Annotated in this window: 17 protein-coding genes, 2 tRNA genes and 3 rRNA genes; 5 read left to right on the top strand and 17 right to left on the bottom strand. The window is 36.6% G+C overall.

Going from position 1 to position 26,968, the window contains the following annotated elements; genetic code table 11:
- Nucleotides 1-49 precede the first annotated feature (49 nt).
- A complete protein-coding gene (locus FNJ88_RS08795; RefSeq protein ID WP_143852821.1) occupies nt 50-1,555 on the bottom strand; it encodes a trypsin-like peptidase domain-containing protein in 1,506 nt (501 codons plus the stop codon).
- A gap of 299 nt (nt 1,556-1,854) precedes the next feature.
- Between FNJ88_RS08795 and FNJ88_RS08790 the strand changes: the two genes are divergently transcribed.
- Nucleotides 1,855-2,769, top strand: a complete 915-nt coding sequence (locus tag FNJ88_RS08790; RefSeq protein ID WP_143852820.1) for a dimethylarginine dimethylaminohydrolase family protein — start codon at nt 1,855-1,857, stop codon at nt 2,767-2,769.
- A gap of 140 nt (nt 2,770-2,909) precedes the next feature.
- Here FNJ88_RS08790 and FNJ88_RS08785 read toward each other — a convergent pair whose 3' ends face one another.
- On the bottom strand, nt 2,910-3,572 hold the full coding sequence (locus FNJ88_RS08785) for a copper homeostasis protein CutC (protein WP_143852819.1): 663 nt from the start codon (nt 3,570-3,572) through the stop codon (nt 2,910-2,912).
- Nucleotides 3,573-3,645: 73 nt separating this feature from the next.
- Between FNJ88_RS08785 and ctlX the strand changes: the two genes are divergently transcribed.
- Entirely contained in the window at nt 3,646-4,569 is a 924-nt protein-coding gene (ctlX, locus tag FNJ88_RS08780; protein ID WP_143852818.1) for a citrulline utilization hydrolase CtlX, read from the top strand.
- A gap of 108 nt (nt 4,570-4,677) precedes the next feature.
- Here ctlX and FNJ88_RS08775 read toward each other — a convergent pair whose 3' ends face one another.
- The 3 genes from FNJ88_RS08775 to nadD all read right to left on the bottom strand — a co-directional run bounded on the left by FNJ88_RS08775 (nt 4,678) and on the right by nadD (nt 8,218).
- Nucleotides 4,678-6,894, bottom strand: a complete 2,217-nt coding sequence (locus FNJ88_RS08775; RefSeq protein WP_143852817.1) for an outer membrane beta-barrel family protein — start codon at nt 6,892-6,894, stop codon at nt 4,678-4,680.
- A 327-nt stretch (nt 6,895-7,221) separates the two neighbouring features.
- Nucleotides 7,222-7,557 (bottom strand): DUF3817 domain-containing protein, encoded by a 336-nt coding sequence (locus tag FNJ88_RS08770; RefSeq protein ID WP_143852816.1) that lies wholly within the window; start codon nt 7,555-7,557, stop codon nt 7,222-7,224.
- A gap of 76 nt (nt 7,558-7,633) precedes the next feature.
- Nucleotides 7,634-8,218, bottom strand: coding sequence for a nicotinate (nicotinamide) nucleotide adenylyltransferase (nadD, locus tag FNJ88_RS08765; RefSeq protein ID WP_143852815.1), 585 nt, complete (start codon nt 8,216-8,218; stop codon nt 7,634-7,636).
- A gap of 105 nt (nt 8,219-8,323) precedes the next feature.
- Here nadD and FNJ88_RS08760 point away from each other — a divergent pair, with 105 nt between their 5' ends.
- The 3 genes from FNJ88_RS08760 (at nt 8,324) to FNJ88_RS14630 (ending at nt 10,914) form a co-directional block, all read left to right on the top strand.
- A complete protein-coding gene (locus FNJ88_RS08760) occupies nt 8,324-9,955 on the top strand; it encodes a hypothetical protein (protein WP_317132168.1) in 1,632 nt (543 codons plus the stop codon).
- Nucleotides 9,956-10,152: 197 nt separating this feature from the next.
- The gene (locus FNJ88_RS08755) at nt 10,153-10,446 is read left to right on the top strand and encodes a hypothetical protein (RefSeq protein ID WP_143852814.1); all 294 of its coding nucleotides are present in this window, start codon (nt 10,153-10,155) and stop codon (nt 10,444-10,446) included.
- 264 nt (nt 10,447-10,710) lie between these two features.
- Nucleotides 10,711-10,914: a LytTR family DNA-binding domain-containing protein gene (locus tag FNJ88_RS14630; RefSeq protein WP_185145797.1), complete on the top strand. Its 204-nt coding sequence runs from the start codon at nt 10,711-10,713 to the stop codon at nt 10,912-10,914.
- Nucleotides 10,915-11,152: 238 nt separating this feature from the next.
- Here the strand turns inward: FNJ88_RS14630 and rrf are convergent.
- The 12 genes from rrf to FNJ88_RS08685 all read right to left on the bottom strand — a co-directional run bounded on the left by rrf (nt 11,153) and on the right by FNJ88_RS08685 (nt 26,878).
- Nucleotides 11,153-11,260 (bottom strand): 5S ribosomal RNA (gene rrf, locus FNJ88_RS08745).
- Nucleotides 11,261-11,441: 181 nt separating this feature from the next.
- A 23S ribosomal RNA gene (locus tag FNJ88_RS08740) occupies nt 11,442-14,206 on the bottom strand.
- Between the two features lie 398 nt (nt 14,207-14,604).
- Nucleotides 14,605-14,678: transfer RNA gene (locus FNJ88_RS08735), tRNA-Ala, on the bottom strand.
- A gap of 92 nt (nt 14,679-14,770) precedes the next feature.
- A tRNA-Ile gene (locus FNJ88_RS08730) sits at nt 14,771-14,844 on the bottom strand.
- A gap of 179 nt (nt 14,845-15,023) precedes the next feature.
- Nucleotides 15,024-16,540 (bottom strand): 16S ribosomal RNA (locus tag FNJ88_RS08725).
- Together the 16S, 23S and 5S rRNA genes with 2 tRNA genes alongside form the textbook arrangement of a ribosomal RNA operon.
- Nucleotides 16,541-17,405: 865 nt before the next feature.
- Nucleotides 17,406-19,070, bottom strand: coding sequence for a tetratricopeptide repeat protein (locus FNJ88_RS08720; protein ID WP_143852813.1), 1,665 nt, complete (start codon nt 19,068-19,070; stop codon nt 17,406-17,408).
- Nucleotides 19,071-19,170: 100 nt separating this feature from the next.
- On the bottom strand, nt 19,171-20,040 hold the full coding sequence (locus FNJ88_RS08715; RefSeq protein ID WP_143852812.1) for a PstS family phosphate ABC transporter substrate-binding protein: 870 nt from the start codon (nt 20,038-20,040) through the stop codon (nt 19,171-19,173).
- A gap of 260 nt (nt 20,041-20,300) precedes the next feature.
- Complete coding sequence (locus FNJ88_RS08705) at nt 20,301-21,137, bottom strand: energy transducer TonB (protein ID WP_143852811.1); 837 nt, start codon at nt 21,135-21,137, stop codon at nt 20,301-20,303.
- Nucleotides 21,138-21,169: 32 nt separating this feature from the next.
- Nucleotides 21,170-21,742: an ExbD/TolR family protein gene (locus FNJ88_RS08700; protein ID WP_143852810.1), complete on the bottom strand. Its 573-nt coding sequence runs from the start codon at nt 21,740-21,742 to the stop codon at nt 21,170-21,172.
- Nucleotides 21,743-21,749: 7 nt separating this feature from the next.
- Nucleotides 21,750-22,352 (bottom strand): ExbD/TolR family protein, encoded by a 603-nt coding sequence (locus tag FNJ88_RS08695; protein ID WP_143852809.1) that lies wholly within the window; start codon nt 22,350-22,352, stop codon nt 21,750-21,752.
- Nucleotides 22,353-22,428: 76 nt separating this feature from the next.
- A complete protein-coding gene (locus tag FNJ88_RS08690; RefSeq protein ID WP_143852808.1) occupies nt 22,429-23,298 on the bottom strand; it encodes a MotA/TolQ/ExbB proton channel family protein in 870 nt (289 codons plus the stop codon).
- Nucleotides 23,299-23,560: 262 nt separating this feature from the next.
- Entirely contained in the window at nt 23,561-26,878 is a 3,318-nt protein-coding gene (locus FNJ88_RS08685; protein ID WP_143852807.1) for a leucine--tRNA ligase, read from the bottom strand.
- Nucleotides 26,879-26,968 lie beyond the last annotated feature (90 nt).

Below are 26,968 nucleotides of genomic sequence, written 5' to 3'. Positions count from 1 at the left end.
AGAACGCAACATTTACATGTGGCGTTCTTCTTTTTCACCTTTTCAGTTATTAAGGCATTTTGAATCCTTTTGTAGTAATCCTACCGTATTCATCTACAAATTTTATCTGTACATTTCCGCTATATCCCTGTAATATCTTTTCAATGTCTTTCTGTGAATTCACTGTTTTTCCATTGACTTCGATAATAATATAATTATCTACGATTCCGATTTTAGATATTTCACTACCATCAACTACATTTTTAGCAACTACTCCACTGCTTAAACCGTAATCAGTTTTAAATTTCTCGCTGAGCGGTTCAAATTCAGATCCAATTTTTTCCGTTACCGTAAGATCTGCTTTGCTTCTTAGTGTTGTACCACCTTTCTGATCCTTCAGAGTTACCGCAGTTGTATTTGTTTTTCCATTTCTTAAATAGGTTACCATTACTTTGTCACCAGGTCGTTTACTTCCAACCGCAAATGATAGATCGTAGTAACTTGATATTGTAGTATTATCTACTTTAGTAACAATATCACCACTTCTTAATCCTGCATCTTCAGCACCACCTTTTTCGGCAACCTGAATAAGATAAACGCCATCGCCCGCTTTCAAATTTGTTTTTTTCTCTTGATTATAAGCTGCGACCTGTCTTGGATCGGCTAGATCTAAAGGCACAACTCCTAAGAAACCTCTTTGAACAAGACCAAATTTCTTAATATCCTCCACCACTTTTCTTGCTAAGTTTGCAGGGACTGCAAAACCATACCCTTCATAATAACCTGTTTTTGAAGAAATTGCAGAGTTAATACCAATTAACTCACCATTTGGATCTACTAATGCACCTCCAGAGTTTCCTGGGTTAATGGCAGCATCGGTTTGAATAAAGCTCTCAATCGGTGTTCTGGATTGTTGACTCAATAAATCAATGCTTCTACCTTTTGCAGAAACAATCCCTGCAGTTACTGTAGAATTTAATCCCATTGGGTTTCCAACTGCCAATACCCACTGACCAACTTCTACATTGTCAGAATTTCCAAAATTAAGGTAAGGTAATCCCTTCTCTTCAATTTTTAACAGAGCAATATCAGTAGTAGGATCAGTCCCAACCAGATTAGCAATATAAGATTTTTTGTTAGAAAGAACTACTTCCAATTTATTAGCACCAGCGATAACATGGTTATTGGAAATGATATATCCATCTGGTGAAATGATCACACCCGACCCCATTCCCGTAGGCATATTTGGTGGAGGAGCCTGTTGTTGCTGTTGAGATCTGGGAGTTCCAAAGAAAAGGTCAAAAAGATCTTGATCATTGGACCTTCCTTTTTTAGCAGAGAAGTTTTTGATACTCACCACTGCCGGAACTGTCATTTTGGCAGCTTTCACAAAATCATCACCTACTCCCGTCATATTAAACGATGCATATTTTGCATCAGAATTCTTAGGAGCAAAGTAAGAATAATCTGAACCAACATCTTTTACATTAAAGTAAGTGAATGCACCTACTGTAGTAGCACCAGACAGCACCCCCACTACAGCGTAAGGAATTAGTTTTTTTAAGGTATTTTTCATCTTCATAAATTATTTAAGATCGTTATAATATTGTTTGGTAAACAAATTTAATGCTAAATGAGTATAAAGAAAAAAGGGTTTGTTTCAAGTTTAACGATAATTAACAACAATCGTAGGTTTTTAAATTTATTTTAAGAAATTATTGAAAATAAAAATAATTTTTATAGGTCTCCAGCTTTTCTATGTCATTTTATAAGCCAAATATTTATGAAGTTCAACAAAAACTTTATTATATTTGGCTCTTGATGAAGAATTACTTGGTCAATAAAAATTTGCAAAATCATAACCGACAAGATTCTATGAAACTTAATATTACGAATGAAACTGGTAAACTGAAATCTGTTGTTTTAGGACAACCTAACTCTTTAGGAGCTGTGCCTACTTTGGAAGAAAGTTATGATGCAAAATCCTATAATACTATCGAGAAAGGAATCTACCCTACAGAAGAAGCAGTGATCTCCGAGATGACCTCATTTGAAAAAGTTCTTAAAAAATATGACGTAAAGGTGTTTCGTCCGGAAATCATTCAAGATTACAATCAAGTGTTTGCAAGAGACGTTGCATTCGTAATTGATGATAAGATGATTATTTCTAATGTAATTTCGGATCGGGCAGATGAGCAGGAAGCCTATCGTAAAATCTTCGAAGAGGTAAAATGGCGGGGTATTATCAACTTACCGGAAACTGCTCATATAGAAGGAGGAGACGTCATAGTTTGGAACGATTTCTTATTCATTGGAACATGTTTTTCTGAAGATTACCGAAACTTTAAAACCGCCAGAACCAATGAGTACGCCATCAATATCTTAAAAGAATATTTTCCTAAAAAAAGAATTCTTGATTTTGAATTAAAGAAAAACGACCGCGAACCTTACAAAGGTATTTTACATTTAGACTGTACCTTTAATCCTGTCGGAACTGACAAATGCATCATCTACAAAAATGGATTCGTAGATGAAACAGATTATAATTTAATCCTGGACATTTTCGGTAAAGAAAATTGCTTTGAAGTTACCGATCAGGAGATGTTTGAAATGTACCCCAACATTTTTTCAATTTCACCGGAGATCGTAGTTTCGGACCAAGCGTTTACGAGAATGAATAATCACTTACGAAATGAATGGGGAATGACGGTTGAAGAAATTCCGTACCGCGAAATTTCTAAAATGGGTGGTCTGTTAAGATGTTCAACTATGCCTCTGGTTAGAGAATAATTTTTTGGGGGTTAAGGTAAGTTAATCTTTGTTTTACTAAAAGTGAATTGCTTATCCAAAAAATTTACCGTAGAAAATTAGGTTTAGAATATTTCGATTACCGGTGATCGTCACGATCTTTACCATGTTCAATTATTAAATTAATAACTTAATTGCTTAAGTTCTTTAATTTCATTTTCGGTAGCAAAGGTGTCGTATTTACATATTGCCGAAGAATGAAAACTGGTACCGCCTGTAAATTCTTTAATTTGTTGCAGGTTTTCTGAGCGCACCCCACCGCCAATCAAAATTTCTATTTTAGTAGCATATTTTTCAATTAAAGCTTTTAAAACTTCTTTTCCTTCCAACGCTGATTTCTCTCCACCCGAAGTTAAAACGGTAGTAAACCCCAAACTAATTAAGGTTTTTATAGATTGATCCAAATTTGATGTCCGATCAAAAGCACGGTGAAAGGTACAAGGCGTGTCACCAGCAAGTTCACGCAATTCTTGATTTCTGGCTTTATCAATTTCATTATGAGCATCTAAGATCCCAAACACAAAACCGTCAGCTCCCCCTTCTTTAAATATGATTATGCTGTTTTTCATTTCCAAAAACTCTGCATCAGTATAATAAAAAGGGCCCCCTTTTGGACGAATCATCACATATACTGGTTTTTGATAATGTCTTTTTAAATGCAAAAATTCATAAAGATTAGGAGTAGTCCCACCTAAGTCCAGATTCTCGCAAAATTCAATTCGATCGGCCATTGACTGTAAAGCAATTTCTGCAGAAGTCATTTCAAAACAAGCAATTTCTAACATGGGTTTTTTATTATCTATAAATTTAAGTATTTTTGTGAGATAAAGGATGACAATCCAGTAAACTTAATAATTCATGCAAACAGCCAGTACCGTTTTGATGGTAGAACCGATTGCTTTCGGTTACAATTCACAAACCGCGGAAAATAACTATTTCCAGGTCGAACAAAAAGAAGCCGATATTCAAGAGAAAGCGCTTCAGGAATTCAATACTTTCGCAGACAAGCTGCGTGATAAAGGAATTAACGTGATTACGGTAAAAGATACATTAGAACCGCATTCGCCAGATTCTATTTTCCCAAACAACTGGGTAAGCTTTCATGAAGATGGCAAAGTCGCTTTGTATCCTATGTTTGCCCCAAACAGAAGAGTAGAGCGAAGAACTGACATTTTGGAGACTATTAAAAATGAAGGTTTTACGATCTCTGAAGTAGATGACTTATCTGCTCCCGAAAATCAGGAAAAGTTTCTGGAAGGTACAGGAAGTATGATCTTCGATCACGATTATAAAATTGCTTATGGATCTGTTTCTCTTCGGTTAAACGAGGAATTATTTCGGGGATTTTGCAATAAATATGGTTATACTCCCATCGTTTTTCATTCGTTTCAGAATGTTGGCGACCAAAGATTACCAATCTATCACACGAATGTGATGATGTGTGTAGCTGAACAATTTGTGGTCATTTGCCTGGATTGCATTGATGATGAAATGGAACGAAGTAAAGTACAGGAAGTAATTAAATCAACAGAAAAAGAAGTAATCGAAATTTCTGAAGATCAAATGCAGCAATTTGCAGGAAATATGCTCCAGGTTCAAAATGAAGAAGGAACTCAGTTTTTGGTCATGAGTGAAACTGCTTACAAAGCTTTAACGAAAGAACAAATTGCAAAAATTGAAAGTTATTGTGAAATCATCTATTCTGATCTGAATACGATTGAGGTGAATGGTGGCGGAAGTGCAAGATGCATGCTGGCAGAAGTTTTCTTGCCGAAGAAATAAATTGTACCACATAGAAACCTTGAAAAGGTTAATTCTCTTTAGTAAAAATCAAAAACCCTTAGAAATCCTAAGGGTTTTTTCAAAAAATATAATTGAATAGTATGAAGTCTATTTGGTTCGGCTTTTAATATCTTTATCTGCACTTTCGATATTTCTGACCTTTTTCACTTTTTGATTTCCGAAATTATAAACGATAGTTAATTCCACCCCTCTCATGTACTGATTTTGGTTAACGTAATTATAATTTCCGTTTTTCTGGTAGTCTTCAATGACGATTTTATGAGTGTCCAAAACATCTCTGAAGGCGAGCGCAAAAGTCCACTCATTCCATATTTTCTTAACGTCTAAATCCAAACTCATTAATCCTTTAAGCTGACCTAATTCGATCTGCTGTTTGTCTACGTAGAAATAGTTGACCCCAGCAAACCATGTTTTCTTTTGATCCAATCGAATATTATTACTGGTCTGCAAAATAAAACTGTTTGAGACAGTGTGGTTTTCATAAAGTGGGAAAATATCACCCGTTAAAGGATCTTGACTTAAACTTCCATTATTGATTTTCCGCTGCAGTCCAACATTGAAATTTGAAGTTAAATATCCTTTGAAAAAACTTTTCTGCATTCCCAGCATGGCGCTCATTTCTTGAGTATCACCAAAATTTGTTCTAATATATCTCAATTGATTTTTGCCATTAATTACGCCTTGTAAAGGAACTTGCGTAATACCATCTTTTTCTAAACTATGACTTAAGATAAGAAAGTAGGAGTTTTTGTACATGTAAGTTAATTCATGATTGTAAACAGCTGATGCTTTTACAAAAGGATTGTTTTGGGTATAATTAAATTCGGTTAAAACATTTCGTACGGGATTTAATTCCCAAAAACTTGGTCTTCTCATGCGGCTTGAAAATGCGTAAGAAATATTATTAGTATCGTTAATTGCGTAGTTCAAACTTAGATAAGGCAGTAATTTGTCATAATCTCTTTTGATATTACGAAGGTTAACATCCTGCGCATTATCAGATTTACCCTCACTCTGCGTTAACTCATATCTTACACCGACTTTTCCAGAGAACTTGGGCGTCAATACTTTCTCTACCGTTAGATAACCACCAAATATATTTTCATCATAAAGAAAATGATTCGGTGTCTTAATTAATGCATTCGTAGTATAATTATAGGTGTCGTATTTGGTATCGTTGTCTGTTTTTGTCTTGTTAAAATTCCCACCAATTGAAATTGTTAAATCTTTTTTAAACTTTTGAATGTAATCTGCAGTAGCGGAGAAATTATTGATGAACTGAGGCTGTTCCATGTAAATTTTCAAAAGTTTCCCGTTGTCATTTCCAGTTTGATCAGATGCAATAGTGAAATTATTAGAACTTTGTAATCTTTTATACAGTAAACCAGCTGCATTCAAATTCAATTTACTTCCTAACGAGTCCGTTTTTAATTCATAATTCAAGTTGATCGAGTTGTTGTAGGAATGAGCATCTTCTCTACTTTTAGTCCACGTATAATCGGTCACATTATTAACTAGATCTTTCGTTGTATTAAAAAGATTCACCGTAGAATTATTGCTTTTGTTGGCTGATGAGTTGTAGGTAAGCGCTAAACTATTATTATCGTTGAACTGATAATCAATATTTAAATAGCCACCTAAATTTAGATTGGGATCAGCAATTCTTCCTTCGGATTGATTGGTAGCTTGACTATTTCCGTTTCTCAAAATGTAATACTGATCTTGGACATTTTCACTTGTATTGATGTTAGAATTAATTCCTAGTTTATCTTTTCTGTAATTCAAACTTAAGCCAGCGGCGGTAGAATTGTGATAATTTTGCTGATTATTCATTCTCAAATTACCATTCAGTCCATCACTGGTTTTCTTTTTAAGAACAATATTGATGATGCCGTCGGACGATTCTACTTTATATTCACTTCCGGGCATTGTGATTACTTCGATTCGTTGAATATTTTCTGCAGGAGTATTTTTTAAAAACTGAACCAAAGATTCTGCATCCATTTGGGTTGGTCGACCATTTAGATAAATAAGTACATTTGATTTTCCGGCAATTCGCAAAGTTTTATCATCTGTAGAAGATACAAGCGGAGTTTCTTTTAACAATCCAAAAGCCGTATTGCCTTTTGCAACTGGGGAAGATGCTACATCATAAATAAAACGATCTGCTTTCTTTTGAAAGACTTTTTTGGTCATTGTAACTTCTTTAATATCTTGAACTTTAGTAGAATCGGATTTTGCCGTTTCTTGTGCAAAAGCAACAACACCGGTAAGAAGCGAAAGAGAAAGAATTAGTTTTTTCATGGTTTAGAGTTTTAAAAAAAGAAGGAAGTTGAGCTATTAGTTTTTGGGATGTTTTTAAATTCTGGTTATCCGTTTTTTTCCTTCTTTTATCGTTAGTGATGTTTTTAGTAGTATTACATTGCAAAGATATGTTATTTATTTAGTATTATGTAATACAAAGTAGTGTAAATAATTCATTAACAAATTTAATACGTTGATTATCAGTATGAAAAATTTAATCCATGCTTCTTAATTAAGACAATTGAAATACCCTATTTATTACATAAAACAAAAAAAAGAGTAGAAAAATTCTACTCTTTAAATTATCACTTGATTATTGATCAAGACTTACAGCTTGAGGTGTGCCAATTTCTTATCCACCCAAATGGTTGCAAAGGGAAAAAAAGCAGCGAGTAACGCGAAGACGGTATCCTCCTCATCCCAACTATACATTTTTCTTGCATTCACAAGGAGCAATAAATACAACGTAAAAAACAGACCATGAACATTACCAATAATTATAATATAAATCGTAGGTAAAAGCCCATCTCGATCATACCGAATCCAGATCATGGCACTGAAGAGAAATAGCCAAGAAATCGCCTCTGCAAGACAAATTTGTTTAAACCATTTGTCAATTTGATTTTGGCTATATTTTGCAAAAAAATCCTCGATATACTTCATAGAAATTAGTTAGAAAACTTTTTAAAAAAGTTAATCTGCAAATTTAAGGATTAAAAAATGGGATTGCGAATATTTTCTATTTATAAAAGCTGCTCCCGTCTAAATAGTCAAAGACTTCAGGCGGCACCATTGGCCTTACATTTTTATCTTCCTTAATCATCCTCCTAATTTCTGTGGCAGACAGTTCGATAATAGGTGCTTTAATTAATGAAATATTTTCATGTTGCAGGTATTGGCTATCGACTTTTCGTTCCTCAAATACTCTTGGATAAACAATAATCTGATAATTCTTGATCAGAATATCGGAGTTTTTCCATTTCTGAAGTCCCTTCAAATTATCTTCACCCATAATGAGAGAAAAGGAATAGTCGGGATGCTTTTCATGCAAATAAGTCAACGTATCAATCGTATAACTGGGTATCGGTAAGGAAAACTCCACATTGGAAGCACGCAATTTAGGATAGTTTTTCACTGCAAGTTGCACCATATCTAAACGGTTATGATCTTTCAGCAAAGATTTTTTATCTTTAAACGGATTTTGTGGACTAACTACAAACCACAGTTCATCCATATCTGTATTTTCAATAATATAATTTGCCAGAATTAAATGACCAATATGAATGGGATTAAAACTCCCGAAAAACAAACCAACTTTTTTCATAACACTACGAATTCTTCTTTTCAATTTTTAGGCTAATTCCATAAGAAACCGCTAATTTTATAAAGATAAAAAATTCTCGCTTATTCCATAATAAATAAGATAAAATTGAGTTCAACCATAGAGATTAATTCATTGAAAACAATCCTATATCTATTGATTTTACTAACCAGCGTTTCAGTTGAAGCGCAGGTTAAAGAGTATTGGCTGATTGACATTCAGACCAATAAGAAAACAATGGCAAAGGATTCTGTTTCTGCAGTGAAATTTTTAGATTCTTTAACTCAAAATTATTACTATTTCACCAAAGTAGAAAAAGTAATTCAGGAAGGTAAACTGACTGAAATTTTCTTTAACAAAGGAAGAAACTACAATAAAGCACATGTCAAACTTTCGGATGATATTGTACAAGATTCCAAATATTCTAAGGAATTCTTTACCAAAAATTTAGATTCATTAAAAAAAGTAATCAATGAGAATTATCGAGTCCAAGGTTTTGTTTTCAATCGTATAAGATCTCAGTTTAAAGGAATGAAAGCTGATATTCCCCAGGTTGAAATCTCCGTAATTAAAAGTGATCAGCGAAAAATTGATGGACTCGTTTTTAAAGGATACGAAAAAGTTCCAAATCGTTTCGTTAAAAATTTAGAAAAGGAATATACCGGAAAGACTTACCAGGAATCAAGGCTCATAAAATTGGGACAATCATTGCAGAATCATCCATTTTTATCACTCGACAAGCCACCACAAACATTATTTACGAAAGACTCTACACAAGTTTTTTTATTTCTGCAAAAGAAGAAATCTAACAGTTTTGATGGAATAATTGGTTTTGGAAATGATAAATCAGAAAAATTCAGTTTCAACGGAAGTATCAATTTCAATTTTAGAAATATGTTCAATGGTTTTGAAACAGTAAATTTCTTTTGGCAACGAAATCCAGATCAAGGACAAACTTTTGATTTGCAAACCGACATCCCGTACCTATTTAAATCTAATATTGGCGGAAACTTTAAAGTTAATATCTTTCGACAGGATTCAACTTATGCGAATGTAAAACTTACACCCGCTTTCTATCTTCATTTAAAAAGCAATCAAAGGATCGGATTAAGAGCAACTATCGAGACTTCTACGGTTTTGGATTCTCTTTATATTCAAGGGAGAGATTTCAGTAAAAAAGGAATTGGTCTTTGGTACGATTATACTGAACCAACTACCATAGAATTATTTCAGTACAGAAGCAGAATTAGCGCTGATGCGGGTTACAGCAACACCTACTACTCAAAAGAAGATCTCAATGCCAATCAAACACAATATTTTCTTTCTGCCGAACGGAATTTTCATATTTCTGGAAATCATTACTTGAATTTTCAAGGACAAACAGCTCTTATCAACTCAAAAAACACTTTGTCTACCAATGAACTATTGCGCTTTGGTGGTTGGAATTCCTTCCGTGGTTTTAATGAAAATTCTCTGTTTGCAGATTTCTATTATTTCGGAACGACCGAATATCGATATTTGGTTGGCGATCAAGCTTTCTTCGATATCTTTGGTCAATACGGAGAAATTCATAATAAAAACTTGGACCTAAAACCCAAAATTTACAGTTTAGGTTTAGGCTTTAATTTCATTTTGCCTATTGGATTGATGAGTTTTCAGATCTCGAACGGAAGCGAGTTTGGAAATCCAATTAAATTCGGAGACACCAAAATTCACTGGGGAATATTGAGTCGGTTTTAAAACTGATAATAGGTATCAATCTCTACCAGACTTTTTAAATATATTTTAATTTCTATGAATAGACCTACCTCATATACAGTCTATTAACAACACATTTACGAAGATAATAAAATAAATATTATCCAACTTTTTCAGGATCGTTTTTCGAAATTACCTACAATACTTATGATTCGAAAGATAAACCTATAAAAAATACCGTGAAATTTGATTTCAGAAAAGTAATTTCAATGCAACCTTACGGTGGAGAATTGGTTTCAATTCATGGAACAGAAACCGAGAAAATTCCGGTAGCATTGAGAATCGGTTTTAAGACAAAAGAAGAAATTGAAACAGTTCCTATTTACGTAGAAGATGAAGATGATATTAAGCGAGCGCCTATATACAAAGTATTTGAAACATTATGGAAATATTACCATCAAACAAAAATAGATCAACGAAAACTTGATGAAATAAATGAGCGATTGAAAATAAAAAAATGCAGAATGGCCTAAACTGGACAAAGCAAAAATTGAAGCTGAGAAAAAAGCACAAGAAAAGTTTAATAAAAAAAACAATAGATATAACTTTCAAAGAAGCTTACAACTCCTTTATCAAGGAAAAAGGATTATCTCATCGATTAAAAACCGAAGAAAAGTTTCTACCCAGATCTGTCAAATTTTAATATAGTTGGAAGTCCGTTTACAAAAAGCGGTTTTCAGTTCACGAAAAAAAGGAAGACAAATAATACTTCTCTTACTATTTTTCTAATTATTCTATTGATAAGTAAGTTCGAAGATATTCTCTGTTTCAATAATGGCTTTTTAAGAGTTCATAAATCTTATATCGTAAATTTAGAAAACGTTGTTGTACTTAATAAGTCTAATGGTGGTAGTTTAGAATTAAATTTTGGTTATCAAATCCCTGTATCATCAGACAAAATACAATACATTCTAGACGAGATTCAGATCATTAAAAGATGAAAATATTGATAATTCATCATTAAAAATAGTATAATAAATTTTCGACTAAACTGTATATTCTTAAACTGTTCTATTGCAAGTTCCTCCGTCTATTATCTATTCGTATTTCTTAGAATCTTAGACTCTGCTCTCTTATTCAAAAATTCTTATAACCTTTCAAAATTCCGTTGAATTTATAGCACAAAAAAGCTCATCAAAATAAATTGATGAGCTTCTGTGTCCGCCGTGGCGGATAAAAAACTGGCGGCGACCTACTCTCCCGCGTTAGCAGTACCATCGGCGCTAGAGGGCTTAACTTCTGTGTTCGGAATGGGAACAGGTGAGCCCCTCTGCTAAAACCACCCTAAAGGCTGTTTTGTACAAAAGGATGTACAGTATATGTTATTAGTAGATAAAAGAGAATAGAAGAAAGATAAAAGACATAAGTGTCTTGCTTCTTTAATCTTGGTTCTTTTAGTCTAACTAAAAAAATCGATAAAAACGTTCACAAAGAGCAAACCTTGTTGCACTGTCGAGTGCCTTAATTAGGCAATAAATCTACGGGTAATTAGTACTACTCGGCTATGACATTACTGCCTTTACACCTATAGCCTATCAACGTTGTCATCTCCAACGACCCTTAAAAGATGTCTCATCTTGAGGCAGGTTTCGCACTTATATGCTTTCAGTGCTTATCCTTTCCAAACGTAGCTACTCAGCGGTGCTCCTGGCGGAACAACTGATACACCAGAGGTTTGTTCAAATCGGTCCTCTCGTACTAGATTCAAGCCCTCTCAAACATCTAACGCCCGCAATAGATAGAGACCGAACTGTCTCACGACGTTCTGAACCCAGCTCGCGTGCCACTTTAATGGGCGAACAGCCCAACCCTTGGGACCTTCTCCAGCCCCAGGATGTGACGAGCCGACATCGAGGTGCCGAACCTCCCCGTCGATATGAGCTCTTGGGGGAGACTAGCCTGTTATCCCCGGAGTACCTTTTATCCTATGAGCGATGGCCCTTCCATACGGAACCACCGGATCACTATGTCCTGCTTTCGCACCTGATCGACTTGTAGGTCTCACAGTCAAGCACCCTTATGCCATTACACTCTACGCACGGTTACCAAGCGTGCTGAGGGTACCTTTGAAAGCCTCCGTTACTCTTTTGGAGGCGACCACCCCAGTCAAACTACCCACCACGCAGTGTCCTTCCTTGTGAGAAGTTAGGCTCCAAATAAACAAAGGGTGGTATTTCAACATTGGCTCCACCGACACTAGCGTGCCAGCTTCAAAGCCTCCCACCTATCCTACACATTGTTTATTCAAAGTCAATACGAAGTTATAGTAAAGGTTCACAGGGTCTTTTCGTCCCATTGCGGGTACTCGGCATCTTCACCGAGACTACAATTTCACAGAGCTCATGGTTGAGACAGTGCCCAGATCGTTACACCATTCGTGCAGGTCGGAACTTACCCGACAAGGAATTTCGCTACCTTAGGACCGTTATAGTTACGGCCGCCGTTTACTGGGGCTTCAGTTAATTGCTTCGCTTACGCTAACAACCTTCCTTAACCTTCCAGCACCGGGCAGGTGTCAGACCCTATACAGCATCTTTCGATTTAGCAGAGTCCTGTGTTTTTGATAAACAGTCGCCTGGGCCTCTTTACTGAGGCCAGCATTGCTGCTGGCGTCCCTTCTTCCGAAGTTACGAGACTATTTTGCCTAGTTCCTTAACCATGATTCACTCTAGCACCTTAGGATTCTCTCCTCGACTACCTGTGTCGGTTTTGGTACGGGTTGCTTCACTTCGGCTTTTCTTGGAAGCACTTTCCCTACAACAACTTCGCCCGAAGGCTAGGTCTTGACTATTCCGTCAGTCTCCAGTAAGTACGGCACTCCGTCCCCTTTTTAGTGTGAGCAAGTTAGGGAATATTAACCCTATGTCCATCCACTTCCCCTTTCGGGTTCGCGTTAGGTCCCGACTAACCCTCAGCTGATTAGCATGGCTGAGGAAACCTTAGTCTTTCGGTGAGCGGGTTTCTCGCCCGCTTTATCGTTACTTATGCCTACATTTTCTTTTCTGTCCGCTCCACAACATCTCACGATACTGCTTCTGTGCAAACAGAATGCTCCCCTACCAGATATAATTCAAAATTATAAATCCATAGCTTCGGTACTATACTTATGCCCGATTATTATCCATGCCGAACCGCTCGACTAGTGAGCTGTTACGCACTCTTTAAATGAATGGCTGCTTCCAAGCCAACATCCTAGCTGTCAATGCAGTTCAACCGCGTTATTTCAACTTAGTATAGATTTGGGGACCTTAGCTGTTGGTCCGGGTTCTTTCCCTCTCGGACATGGACCTTAGCACCCATGCCCTCACTGCTGCGAAACATTTATTAGCATTCGGAGTTTGTCAGGAATTGGTAGGATTTGACTCCCCCGCATCCAATCAGTAGCTCTACCTCTAATAAACTTGTCGCAACGCTGCACCTAAATGCATTTCGGGGAGTACGAGCTATCTCCCAGTTTGATTGGCCTTTCACCCCTACCCACAAGTCATCCGAAGACTTTTCAACGTCAACCGGTTCGGTCCTCCACTTTGTGTTACCAAAGCTTCAACCTGCCCATGGGTAGATCACAAGGTTTCGCGTCTAATCCTACTAACTAAGCGCCCTATTCAGACTCGCTTTCGCTCCGCCTCCGTACCTGAAGTACTTAAGCTCGCTAGTAAAATTAACTCGTAGGCTCATTATGCAAAAGGCACGCCGTCACCCAACTTGTGGGCTCCGACCGCTTGTAGGCGTACGGTTTCAGGTTCTCTTTCACCCTTCTATTCGAAGTGCTTTTCACCTTTCCTTCACAGTACTTGTTCACTATCGGTCTTTCAGGAGTATTTAGCCTTGGAGGATGGTCCCCCCATATTCAAACAGGATTTCACGTGTCCCGCCCTACTCATTTATCACTCAAATATGCCTTTCATATACGGGGCTATCACCCTCTATGGCTGTTCTTTCCAGAACATTCTATTAAACATATAAAAGCTTTTGGGCTAATCCGCTTTCGCTCGCCGCTACTTACGGAATCTCTTCGATTTCTTTTCCTCCGGGTACTTAGATGTTTCAGTTCTCCGGGTTTGCTCTCTAAATAAATTTAGAGTGACTGGTCTTCAACCAGCCGGGTTGCCCCATTCGGACATCTGCGGATCAATTCGTGTGTGCCGATCCCCGCAGCTTTTCGCAGCTTACCACGTCCTTCTTCGCCTCTGAAAGCCTAGGCATCCGCCATACGCCCTTAACGATTTCTTTCCTAATAATATATTAGTTCAGTTTTTTGTCTAACACCTAAGTGTTAAGACTAGTTTTATTTAAACTCGGCACTCGAAAGTGCTCGGTTTTCTCTTTGTGATGTTCTTATCGTTAATGTCAATGATCTTATCTCTTTTTGTAATACTGATGAACAGATGTGTTTTTGGCTCCATCCGTAACTTTTAAATCAGTCCTTCAAAACTGTGAATAAGATAGGTTCGATCCTATCAAACTCCCTAATTCCTTAGGTCGTTTTGCCTCCTTTCGGCATAATTCTATTCTGTATTATAAATATCTTCTATTCTTGCTTCTTTCCGAAGCGTTTCGTTGTATCTCTACAACTTTTCGTACTATTTTAAGTACTCTTTACATTGCACATTTTAATTTGTACAATATTGTGGAGAATAAGGGAGTCGAACCCTTGACCTCCTGCGTGCAAGGCAGGCGCTCTAGCCAACTGAGCTAATTCCCCGCTAGTTCCAGACCTGGAGACTAAAGAATAAAGAGTAAAGACTAATAATCGTCTTTTATCTTTTTTCTATGATCTTCCCGTCTTATTATTAGTAGTCTCGGGCAGGCTCGAACTGCCGACCTCTACATTATCAGTGTAGCGCTCTAACCAGCTGAGCTACGAGACTCTCTCTAATTAATAATTATTAATTAATAACTTTTAATTATCTCTTATCCCTTGATACTAATCCTAGTGGGTATGTTTTATTATAAAATAGCAACCAAATAAAGAAAAACGAAAGCTAACTTTGAGCAAGTGCTCTGATACTTGCGTATCTTTTTTGTTTAACGTCCTGTAGACGCTCTAAAATGAGATGTTCCAGCCGCACCTTCCGGTACGGCTACCTTGTTACGACTTAGCCCTAGTTACTTGTTTTACCCTAGGCAGCTCCTGTTACGGTCACCGACTTCAGGTACCCCAAACTTCCATGGCTTGACGGGCGGTGTGTACAAGGCCCGGGAACGTATTCACCGCGCCATGGCTGATGCGCGATTACTAGCGATTCCAGCTTCATAGAGTCGAGTTGCAGACTCCAATCCGAACTGAGACCGGCTTTCGAGATTTGCATCACATCGCTGTGTAGCTGCCCTCTGTACCGGCCATTGTATTACGTGTGTGGCCCAAGACGTAAGGGCCGTGATGATTTGACGTCATCCCCACCTTCCTCTCTACTTGCGTAGGCAGTCTCACTAGAGTCCTCAACTGAATGTTAGCAACTAGTGACAGGGGTTGCGCTCGTTGCAGGACTTAACCTAACACCTCACGGCACGAGCTGACGACAACCATGCAGCACCTTGAAAAATGTCCGAAGAAGGATCTATTTCTAAACCTGTCATTTCCCATTTAAGTCTTGGTAAGGTTCCTCGCGTATCATCGAATTAAACCACATAATCCACCGCTTGTGCGGGCCCCCGTCAATTCCTTTGAGTTTCATTCTTGCGAACGTACTCCCCAGGTGGCTAACTTATCACTTTCGCTTGGTCTCTGAAGCCGAAGCCCCAAAAACGAGTTAGCATCGTTTACGGCGTGGACTACCAGGGTATCTAATCCTGTTCGCTCCCCACGCTTTCGTCCCTCAGCGTCAGTTAAATCATGGTAACCTGCCTTCGCAATTGGTGTTCTAAGTAATATCTATGCATTTCACCGCTACACTACTTATTCCAGCTACCTCTAATTTACTCAAGACCGACAGTATCAACGGCAGTTTCATAGTTAAGCTATGAGATTTCACCACTGACTTATCGGCCCGCCTGCGGACCCTTTAAACCCAATAAATCCGGATAACGCTTGCACCCTCCGTATTACCGCGGCTGCTGGCACGGAGTTAGCCGGTGCTTATTCGTATAGTACCTTCAGCTAGATACACGTATCTAGGTTTATCCCTATACAAAAGAAGTTTACAATCCGTAGGACCGTCATCCTTCACGCGGGATGGCTGGATCAGGCTTTCACCCATTGTCCAATATTCCTCACTGCTGCCTCCCGTAGGAGTCTGGTCCGTGTCTCAGTACCAGTGTGGGGGATCTCCCTCTCAGGACCCCTAAAGATCAATGACTTGGTGAGCCGTTACCTCACCAACTATCTAATCTTGCGCGTGCCCATCTCTATCCACCGGAGTTTTCAATATAAACAGATGCCTGTCTATATATTATGGAGTATTAATCTTCCTTTCGAAAGGCTATCCTCCTGATAAAGGTAGGTTGCACACGTGTTACGCACCCGTACGCCGCTCTCTCTGTCCCGAAAGACAAATACCGCTCGGCTTGCATGTGTTAGGCCTCCCGCTAGCGTTCATCCTGAGCCAGGATCAAACTCTCCATTGTATGTTTGTCTGACTCACTCAAAGTTATTGACGCTTTGTTTTTCCTTAATTTCTTGGTTGTTATTTATATGTCAATGATCTCTATTCTTCTCGCAGTACTCCGGAATCTCTTTCTGTCGTTAATCCCGAATTGCGAGTGCAAAAGTATAAACTTATTTCTAATTGACCAAATGTTTTTTAAAGAAATTTTAAAGTTTTTTTAAACTATTTCCTCCCTTCTCTATCATTCAATCTGCTCATCTTCGCTTCCCCTTTCTTTCGATTTGGGATTGCAAAGATAATAACTTTATTTTAATCGACAAGCTTTTTTTAAAACAAAATAAAAAAAATTAATCCTTTATTCTATTCCTAATTATTAGCTATCTGATCTACTTCGCTACTCTGTTTTTTAGAGTGGTGCAAATGTAATCCTACTTATCATATCTCACAACTTAATAACAACCTTATTTTATTCTTGTGCATAATTAATACCCTAAGAGATTGAATATCCACACAATGCAAACCGATAAAAGTTATCCACTTTATCTCAAACTGAGATTTTATTAGCTGTAATCTTTAATTACTAGCACTCCACCAAATAAGAATACCCGTAAATATCCTCCAGCCTATCACCACCTCTCAGGGAATGACAGGGTGCAGAACACTAAATATAACCCCGCCTGGACTTGAAGATTACGTCCTGTAACTAAAAAAAGAAATAGCGAAAACCGGACAAGAATGATGGCAATTGATCGCGGTATTCTATATAATATATAATAAATCTAAAAAAAGAGCAACTTGACGGACATTATCAACGTGCGTATAACATGTATTTAGAGCAAAAAAAATCCCACTCTTTCGAATGGGACTCTTATTAATATAAGGTCTTACTTACTCAATTCAGCTTTTAGATTAATTGCATCTTTGTAAGTTGGATTTAAGATTACTGATTTATTCACATAATCTTTAGCTTTCTCCAAATCTTTATCTTTGGATAAGTAGGCAACTGCAAAATACGCATATGATAATGTTTCTTTATTGCTTTCTACTTCTGCTGGTTTTACAGTAGTAATATATTTTTCATAACCTATCACTGCAAGATCGGTATTCCCCGCTTGCTGCTGTGCATAACCTTGACTATAATAAGCGGGTGCCCAATCCGGCAACAATCCACTCATCTTCTGCCAAGAATGAATAGCCCCATTCCAGTTTTTAACTTCTTGATAAGCATTTGCCAGTTTAAAAAGAGCATCAGTATCCTGAGGTTTTTCAGCAACTTGCTTCTTCAATGCTTCAATCGCGGGACTCGTAGCACCTGCATCTACTGCAGCTTGATTAACTGCTCCACCTCCTTTTATTTTCACTAATTCCTCATCCCATTTCATGGTTTCGTCTTTAGCTGCTTTCGCTAAAGCAATTTTTTTCTGAGATTCTGCAAGAAGAGCTGCTTTTTTCGTTGCATCAGTTTCTTTTTGAGCTAAACCTGCTGCAATTAAACCTTGCAATCCTTCGTCCGCCGCCAAGACTCTCGTTTTCTCTGCTTTAGAAACGAACATATCTATACTTGTTTTGGCTGCTGCATAATCACCATCTGCATATTGAAGATACGCTCTTAGCTTATATTTGATTGGATCTTCTACTTTATCAAATACTTTATCCAAATACATTTTAGAGTTTTCGTAATCTTCATTGGTGAAGAATAACTTAGAAATTTCTAACTGCGTATCTGTATCTTCATCTGCATATTTCGCATAGTTAATTAAATCCTGAGTTGCTAAAGCATTTTGCTGATATCTGATATCATATGCTGCTTTTGCTTTATACGCTGGTGCATAAGTTGCATCAGAAGCAATTGCTTTATCAATATTTTCTTTTGCAGGTTTCCACTGCTGAGCTTGCATCCAAAGTGTTCCGATTCTTGTAAATACAGATGCTTTATTTCTAGCACTTGGCAAAGCTTTCTCATATGCAGTCATTGCTGATCCTGCTACCTGTGGACTGTTGGTCAACTTCAAACGGTATGCATCTCCTAACGTATAGTAGTAGTGTGCTGGCGTTCCTTTCTTTGCAGATTTTTGGATCGCTTTATTCAATAAATCAATTGCAGTATCTGCATTCGAATCACCTCCGAATATCGTTAAAGCTTCTGCTGCTCTATACAAAACATCAGGATCTTTTTCACGGGAATCTTTTACAATCCCAAGAATCTCACCAACTGCTGCCTTGTTTCCTTTTCCAAGTTTTATTGATGCAAGACCAATTTTATTTAAATAGCTTTTCTTATCTGCTTCTAAACCTTTCGTAAAATATTCCTGAGCTTTATCAAAGTTAGGCTCAAACTGAGTTAAATAAGAGTTTCCTAAATAGAAATAGTTTTCACTGGTTGCAGATTTTTCAATCATTTGGCTAAAAACTTCTCTTGCTTGCGCATATTTGTGACTATCTGCACTATTAATCCCTTCTTGTAACGTTTGGCCATACGCAAAGTTAGTCAAGAAACCCACTGAAACCCCGAAGGCAATTTTCTTCGTCAAATTCATTATATCTTTCATTTTAAATTGTTTATTAGTTAAATTAATTATCATCATTTTTCACCCAATTACTGTACCATTTTCTGTTTAAGATCTAAAAACCGGTAAACATTAATAAAAATTAACGAATCTGGACCTCTCTCTTAAAAATATGATAAGGTTGTAATCCTTCCTTGGCAACAACAATTTGGCCAAGTTGGGTACAGGAGAAACGAATAAATCCACTTCCAAGACCAAAATATTTCTCATTACTTATGAAATATAAAATTCTGGTAAATGGATATGTTCCCCTAGCAAGATTTTGCAATGTTGGTTCGAAGGATTTTTCACCATCGACCACTTTAAGAACTTTTACAGCATTACGTAAATTTTCAGATTCAGGATCATACGGTCTACTGAATGTATTCAAACTTACCACTCCAATTTTCCCAGGAAAATTATCCAGCTGTGAGATCAAATTCTTATTTCCACTAATAATAGAGAATTTCAGATTGTTTGGAACCGTATTTAATTTCTGTGCAACAAAATTTAGATTACTGGAATTATTTCCATCAAAAATAATATTTTTTTTATCACTTTTGAGTTCTTCCTTAAGTTCTTCTATGGTAATACTTTCTTTGGGAGAATTTTTAGGAACAACAAATAGTACTGCGTCCGCAGCAAAATTTGAAATAATCAAATCCAAATCCACTTTATCTTTATAAGCTTTCTTTTCTTGTTCGGAAAGATCTCGAGACATAACAATCACTTTAACCTTATTATCAAGTAAATCTAATAGACCCAGATCTTCCTTCTCTATTTTCAAGTTAATTTTAGTCTCGGGATAAAGGGCCATATATCGATCAGTGAGTGCTTCTGCCAAACTTTTAAAAGACTCGTCAGTGGCGATCGTAATATTTCCTTGTTGCGGACTATCTACTGTATGTGTTTTTTTATTACAGGAATAAATCAATGTAAAAAAACATAATAATACTAAAAATCTATTCTTCATTCTTGCTTTCTCGTATTCTATAAATTGCACGCACTATTCGAAAAATTCCATAAAAAATTAAAAGAGCCCCTAAGGCATAAGCAATACGAGGTTCTAAAAATATTACAAAAAATTTATATACGATCACTACTATTCCAAGCAATACGTAAAAAAAACCAGCAACAACTGACAACCAATTAAAAATCATATTTCACAAAACTACAAAAAAAATAAAAAAGAGAAGCAAATGCTTCTCTTTTCTACGATATGATCACTTCTATTTATTCAAAGTTCATTGTTAATGGCAATCTATATCTGTATCTAACAGGTGTACCATTAATCTTTGCAGGAGCCCATTTATTTTTAACGGACTTTACTGTACGGATTGCTTCCGCATTAAAATCCTTATTGGATCCATTTGCTTTCACATCTGTAATTGAACCATCTCTTTCTACAACGAAGGTGATCTCAGTTTTTACAGTTCCTTCATCTCCACTCATTGCAGAAGTGTCAAAACTGTTACCGACTTTACTTCTAAATGCATTGATCCCTCCAGGAAATTCCGCTAACTGCTCTACTTCTGTATAGACTTGTGTTGCTGAAACCTGTGGCTTAACCTCTACCGTCTGTACCTTTCCTGTTGAAGGAGGTGGCGGCGGCGGTGTATACGCTGGAGTTTTAACCCCTTCCTGAGATACTAATCCAGTAGTTGTTTCCAACTGCTTTGTGATTGGTGGCGGAGGCGTTTCAATCTTTGGTGCTTTTACCGGTTCTGGAACAACATTCTGAATTACCTCTTGTTTGGGTTCCTCTTTCACTTCTGGTGGAGGTGGTTCCTCTTCTTTCTTCTCTTCGATAATTATCTCTTCATCAGGGATAATATCAATTAGGTTCGCATTTACTTCTTGCGCCTCCTTTGCATTCATTTGCTTAATTTTCATTATCACAAATGGTGCAATGGCAACCACTAAGAATAAAATTGTTCCTAGAATGAAAGACTTAGTTAGTATTGATCTATAATTTGTTCTTAAATTATAGGCTCCATACGCTTTATTTCTATTTTCAAATACAATCTCATCCAATCCTGGACTACTATTGTAAGTGTTTTCATCTGCCATTATTCTTTCTTTTAAATATTAAAAGTAGTATTTTAGTTGGTAGGACTTTCTGCCGGAGCTGCCGCACCACCTACTTTTCTTTCATAAATAGCCTGTTCCCAAGGTTTAATATCGGTCACCCCATATCGCTCATTTTTGGTAATTGCCATTTCATCTAGAATATCTACAAAATTCTTATATACCGCATCGTCCGTTGGCTTAATAATAACCGTAAATATGGTTCCATCTTTCGCTCTGGCTTTTGCCTGCTCGATTACTTTCGTAATCCCATTTCTATCAAAACTAGTTTCCTGTAAGGTTTGATCGTTCAATCCTGCCTGGTCTAACTGATGATAAAAAATTCTATTGTCTTTCCCTATAATTAATGAAATAGAGTTTGATAAATCAATCTGAGTATCTTCTGGTTTTGGTTGGTCTTTTTTCGGTTTCGCCGGAAGACCTAAATCCATCACATTCGGTTTGTTAAAAGTAGTCACTAACATAAAGAAGGTGATCAAAAGGAACGCCAAATCCACCATGGGGGTTAAATCTACGTGAGGCACTTGCTTTTTAGAGCGTACCTTTCCGCCTTTTCCGCCGTTGTCTTTTACTTGTACTTCTGCCATTTCTTAATTATTGTGCCGTTTCCTGACTTGTTATTAACCAGAATTTCAAGAAGTCTATATCTCTCAATCCTTCAAATAATGATTTAACTTTTGGGTACTTGGTTTCAGTATCACCTTTTATCGCCAGTTTATAATCAGGGTTTACGGCTAAACTTTGTTGAACCCAGTCGATTAATTGTTTATTCGTACTATCCATAGGAATTCCCGTTTTGCTTTTGAAGGCTTTACGGTCTTCATCTGACAGATCCAAGAATCCTTTCAGTTGATTCATGGGAACTCCAATTGACTGCGCATTAGAAAAAGCAACTTTTTCTTTGTCAGTAAATTTCATACCATACTTCTCTCCCATTTTATCTAACAAAGCAATACGCTCTGTTCCGTTTTCCACTGGTGTAAAATAGAATCTTCCGTCTGTTGTACTTAATATAGTCATCAAACTTGCATCAGGAAGAAGCTTTTCAGATATAGAAGATGGCGTGGTTATCGTCTCGATATCAGGTTTTGCAAACTGAGCCGTGAGGATAAAGAACGTAAGGAGTAGAAATGATACATCGGTCATGGCCGTCATATCTACCCTTATATTATGTCTTTTTGGTTTGACTCTCGCCATTGTAAATTATTTTTTATTAAACTTCTGTTTTTTGAGATTCGTTGAAATCAACAACCTCCAATCTTTACAATAATTCTTAGTGGAATTCTGCAAAAGACTGCTGAATAGACATTGCGATTTCGTCAATTTTGAACGTTAAACCGTCAATTTTAGAAGTAAAATAGTTGTAAAGAATAATCGCAACTGCAGATGTACCAATACCTAAAGCCGTATTAACTAACGCCTCAGAAATACCGATTGACAATGCAGCTGAATCTGGTGTTCCACCGCCTGAACCTAAAGCACTAAATGCTTTAATCATCCCGATTACCGTTCCTAATAGTGCTACTAATGTTGCAACAGTACCTAACGTAGATAGTACCATCATGTTTTTCTCTAACATTGGCATTTCTAATGTTGTAGCTTCTTCAATTGCCTTATTTAATGCAACCATTTTCTGCTCCTTACTTAAAGTAGTGTCGTTAGAAAGTGCTTTATAGGTAGTTAAACCTTCTTTTACTACATTTCCGATTGAACCTTCCTGTCTGTCACATTCTTCCAATGCTTCATCAATTTTATTTTGGTTCAATAATCTTCTTACAGTTAAAACAAAATTATCAATGTTTCCTTTTCCAGTAGCTTTCCCTAAAACCAAAGCTCTCTCAATAGAGAATACGATTACGATAATCATAAAAGAAATAAGGATAGGTACAATTGGTCCACCCATGTATATAATTCCCATAAATCCATCTCCAGGATGTAATTCTTTGGTTTCTAAACCAGAAAACGCTACAGAAGAAAGACCTTCAAGTCTTGGATCAGCTTTAAAATTACCTGGATTACCCAATACGAATATATAGATAGCGATACCTATAACGATTAGAATCGGAATAATTAAAATAGGATTTAATCCCCCTAACTTTTTAGCAACTATTTGCTCCTCGTTGTTTGAAACATTCATTTCCATACTAAACTAAATTATAAATTGTTATTTTTTTAAATTTTTCGAGTTGTAAAATAAAGTTAAAATATTTAATAATGCAAGTACTTCATCTGTAATGCCACTATTTTTTTGACATGTTAAGGCTTCTTAACATTCATATATCATTAAAATTCAAGGTTAAAATTATCTATAATATAGACCTTCTGAAAAAACCCTTAAAAATTCAATAAAAATAGGACGTACTTTTTTTAGATTATTCTATCAAATATTTTAAAATATTCAAACTTTAAAAAACAATATTAATTATTTTTTTTGGGACAATGATTACTTTTTTGGGATTATTTCCCTGTAATTGTTCTTTTGTCCGATTGTCTTCTAAAATAATTGACTGTATTTCAGGAACCGACAATTCAGCAGCGAGACGTAATTTAAATCGCATTTTGCCATTGAAGCTTACTGGATATTCGATTTCATTCTCCACCAAATACTTCTCTTCAAATACCGGGAACGATGCAAATTCAATAGATTCTGTATGTCCTAATTTATTCCATAACTCTTCAGCAATATGAGGTGCATACGGTGAAACGATCACGGCTAGCGGCTCTAGAATTTCTCTTTTATTACTTTTTATTTTCTGCAGTTCGTTCACCGCAATCATAAACTGAGAGACGGAGGTGTTGAAAGAAAAGTGATCAATATCCGTAACCACTTTATTAATTAAAGTATGAAGAATTTTAAATTCTTCTTTGGTAGGTTCTTCTTCTGAAACCTCAAAATCATCTCCATTAAAATAAAGATTATAGAACTTTTTCAAGAAACCATAAACGCCACTTAAGCCTTGCGTATTCCAAGGTTTTGATTGCTCTAAAGGTCCTAAAAACATTTCATATAAACGCAGGCAATCTGCTCCGAACTCATCACAAATATCATCTGGATTGACCACATTGTATTTTGATTTGGACATTTTTTCTACTTCCCGCTCGGTAATGTATTTTTCCTCACCCCAACCCTCTTCAGAGGAAAGGGAGCTTTTCCCACTTTCGAATATAAATTCAGCATCTGCGTATTCTGAACGCCAACTTTTAAAAGCATCCGTATCAAGTTCATCCGTTCCACCTTTTAAAAGTGAAACATCAACATGGATTTTTTGTACTTGATAATCTTTTGCTAAACTTTTAGAAACATATTGATTGGTCCCTTCAATTCTGAAAACATATGCACTCATTCCCAAAATCATTCCTTGGTTAATGAGTTTTTTAAACGGCTCTTCATGACTGATATAACCTCGGTCTTTCATAAACATATTCCAAAAACGGGAATAGAGTAAATGCCCTGTTGCATGTTCGCTTCCGCCAATATATAAATCCACCTGTCCCCAATAATCCGACAGATTTTTATCTGTGAAAACTCCTTCATTGTTCGGGTCCATGTATCTTAAGAAATACCAAGAACTTCCTGCCCAACCTGGCATTGTCGATAATTCTAAATGAAATACCGTTTCATTATTTATTAAATCAGTAGATACTACTTTCTGATTCGCTTCATCCCAACCAAACGTTTTAGCGTTTCCTAAAGGCGGATCTCCATCTTCGGTCGGCAAATATTTTTCAACTTCTGGAAGCTCCAAGGGCAAAGCAGAAATCGGCAAAGTATAAGGCATTCCTTCTTTATAATAAACTGGAACTGGCTCTCCCCAATATCTTTGACGGGAGAAAATGGCATCCCTTTGTCTGTAATTTGTTGTTCCGTGACCAATATTTTTCTTTTCTATTTCAGAAATTATTAAAGTTTTGGCGTCATCATATTTTAAACCGTTCAAAAATTCTGAATTGACACAAACCGAATCTTTTGAATCAAATGATTCTTCTTGAATATCCTGGTCATTTTCAATCACATTAACAATCGGCAAACTGAATTTCTTTGCAAAACGATGATCGCGATCGTCATGCGCAGGAACGGCCATCACTGCTCCCGTCCCATAACCCATTAAAACATAATCCGAAATGTAAATCGGCATTTTCTGACTGGTAAACGGATTCAAAGCATAACTTCCGGTGAACGCACCACTGACGTTCTTCACATCTGCCATACGATCACGCTCCGTTTTCTTCGAAGTTTGTTCAATATAATTTTCAACTTCTTCTTTTTGACCTTCAATCGTCAAGCTTTTAACCAAAGGATTTTCGGGTGCTAAAACCATAAAGGTTGCACCGAAAATAGTGTCGGGGCGTGTGGTGAATACTGAAATCTTTTCTGCAACTACCTTCGAATTATCCTCACCCCGACCCTCTCCAGAGGAGAGGGAGTTAGATTGGGATTCTAATTTTAATTTAATTTTTTCTAAAACAGATTCAATTTGTTCTTCAACTTCAAAATTTGAAAAACGAATGATATTAAACCCAAAAAACTCTAAATATTGCGTTCTCAAATCATCCGCTTCTTTCTGCTCTTCTATATTATGATATTCACCATCTACTTCAATTACTAACTTTTTCTCTAAACAAACAAAATCAACAATATAATCTTCAATCAAATGTTGTCTTCTAAATTTATCTCCTAGATTTCGATTCCTTAATGCCTGCCACAAAATCTCTTCTGCTGCCGTGGAATCTTTTCTCATGCTTTTTGCATGTTGTAAAAGTATTTTGGAATTGTCCCCTCCTGTTAAAAAACGTGGTTTTTCATTTTGAATAGACTTTGCTCCCTCTCCGTTGGAGAGGGTTGGGGTGAGGACATCAAATGTAACTTGCGCTCCCTGAGATTTACCAATCCAATATTGTTGGGCATCTTTCAAAGGTTGTGGCCAATCTAAATTATTTAAACCTTGCAATAATCTTTCTGAATATGCAGTAATCCGCATGCTCCACTGCATCATTTTCTTTTGGAAAACGGGATATCCTCCACGTTCAGATTTACCCTCTTTTACCTCATCATTTGCCAAAACTGTTCCTAAACCCGGACACCAATTTACCGTCGTTTCTGCTCGATAAGCCAAACGGTAGTTTAACAAAATATCTTGTTGATCTAATTCAGAAGCGTTCTTCCACTCTTCTGACGTAAAATTTAATTGATCGTTTTGAACTGCTGATAAATTTTGAGTTCCATAATTTTCAAAATGTTGAATCAAATTTGAAATTGGTTCTGCTTTATCAGTCGATATATTATACCATGAATCAAAAAGCTGAATAAAGATCCATTGCGTCCATTTATAATAGGAAGAGTCTGAAGTTCTCACCTCACGACTCCAGTCAAATGAAAAACCAATTTTACGCATTTGCTGTTCATATCTCGTAATGTTTTCTTCCGTTGTTACCGCAGGATGTTGACCTGTTTGAATCGCATATTGTTCTGCGGGAAGACCAAATGAATCATATCCAATCGGATGCAAAACATTAAATCCCTGATGTCTTTTATATCTCGCATAAATATCTGAAGCGATATACCCTAACGGATGTCCAACATGTAAACCTGCTCCAGACGGATAAGGAAACATATCCAAAACATAAAATTTTGGTTTATCGGTTGTATTATCAGTTTTGTAGGTTTGATTTTCTTCCCAGAATTTCTGCCACTTTTTTTCGATCGATTGATGGTCGTAAAACATTCTTAAATTTATATAAGTCACAAATTTAAGGTTTTGAAATGAAAAAATCCTCACCTAATTACATGAGGACTATTCTTTAATAAAAATCGA

This window comes from Chryseobacterium sp. SNU WT5, assembly GCF_007362475.1.
Taxonomy (GTDB): Bacteria; Bacteroidota; Bacteroidia; order Flavobacteriales; family Weeksellaceae; genus Kaistella.
The sequence above is the reverse complement of the archived record's forward strand: the minus strand, read 5'-3'. Positions and strand labels throughout refer to the sequence as shown.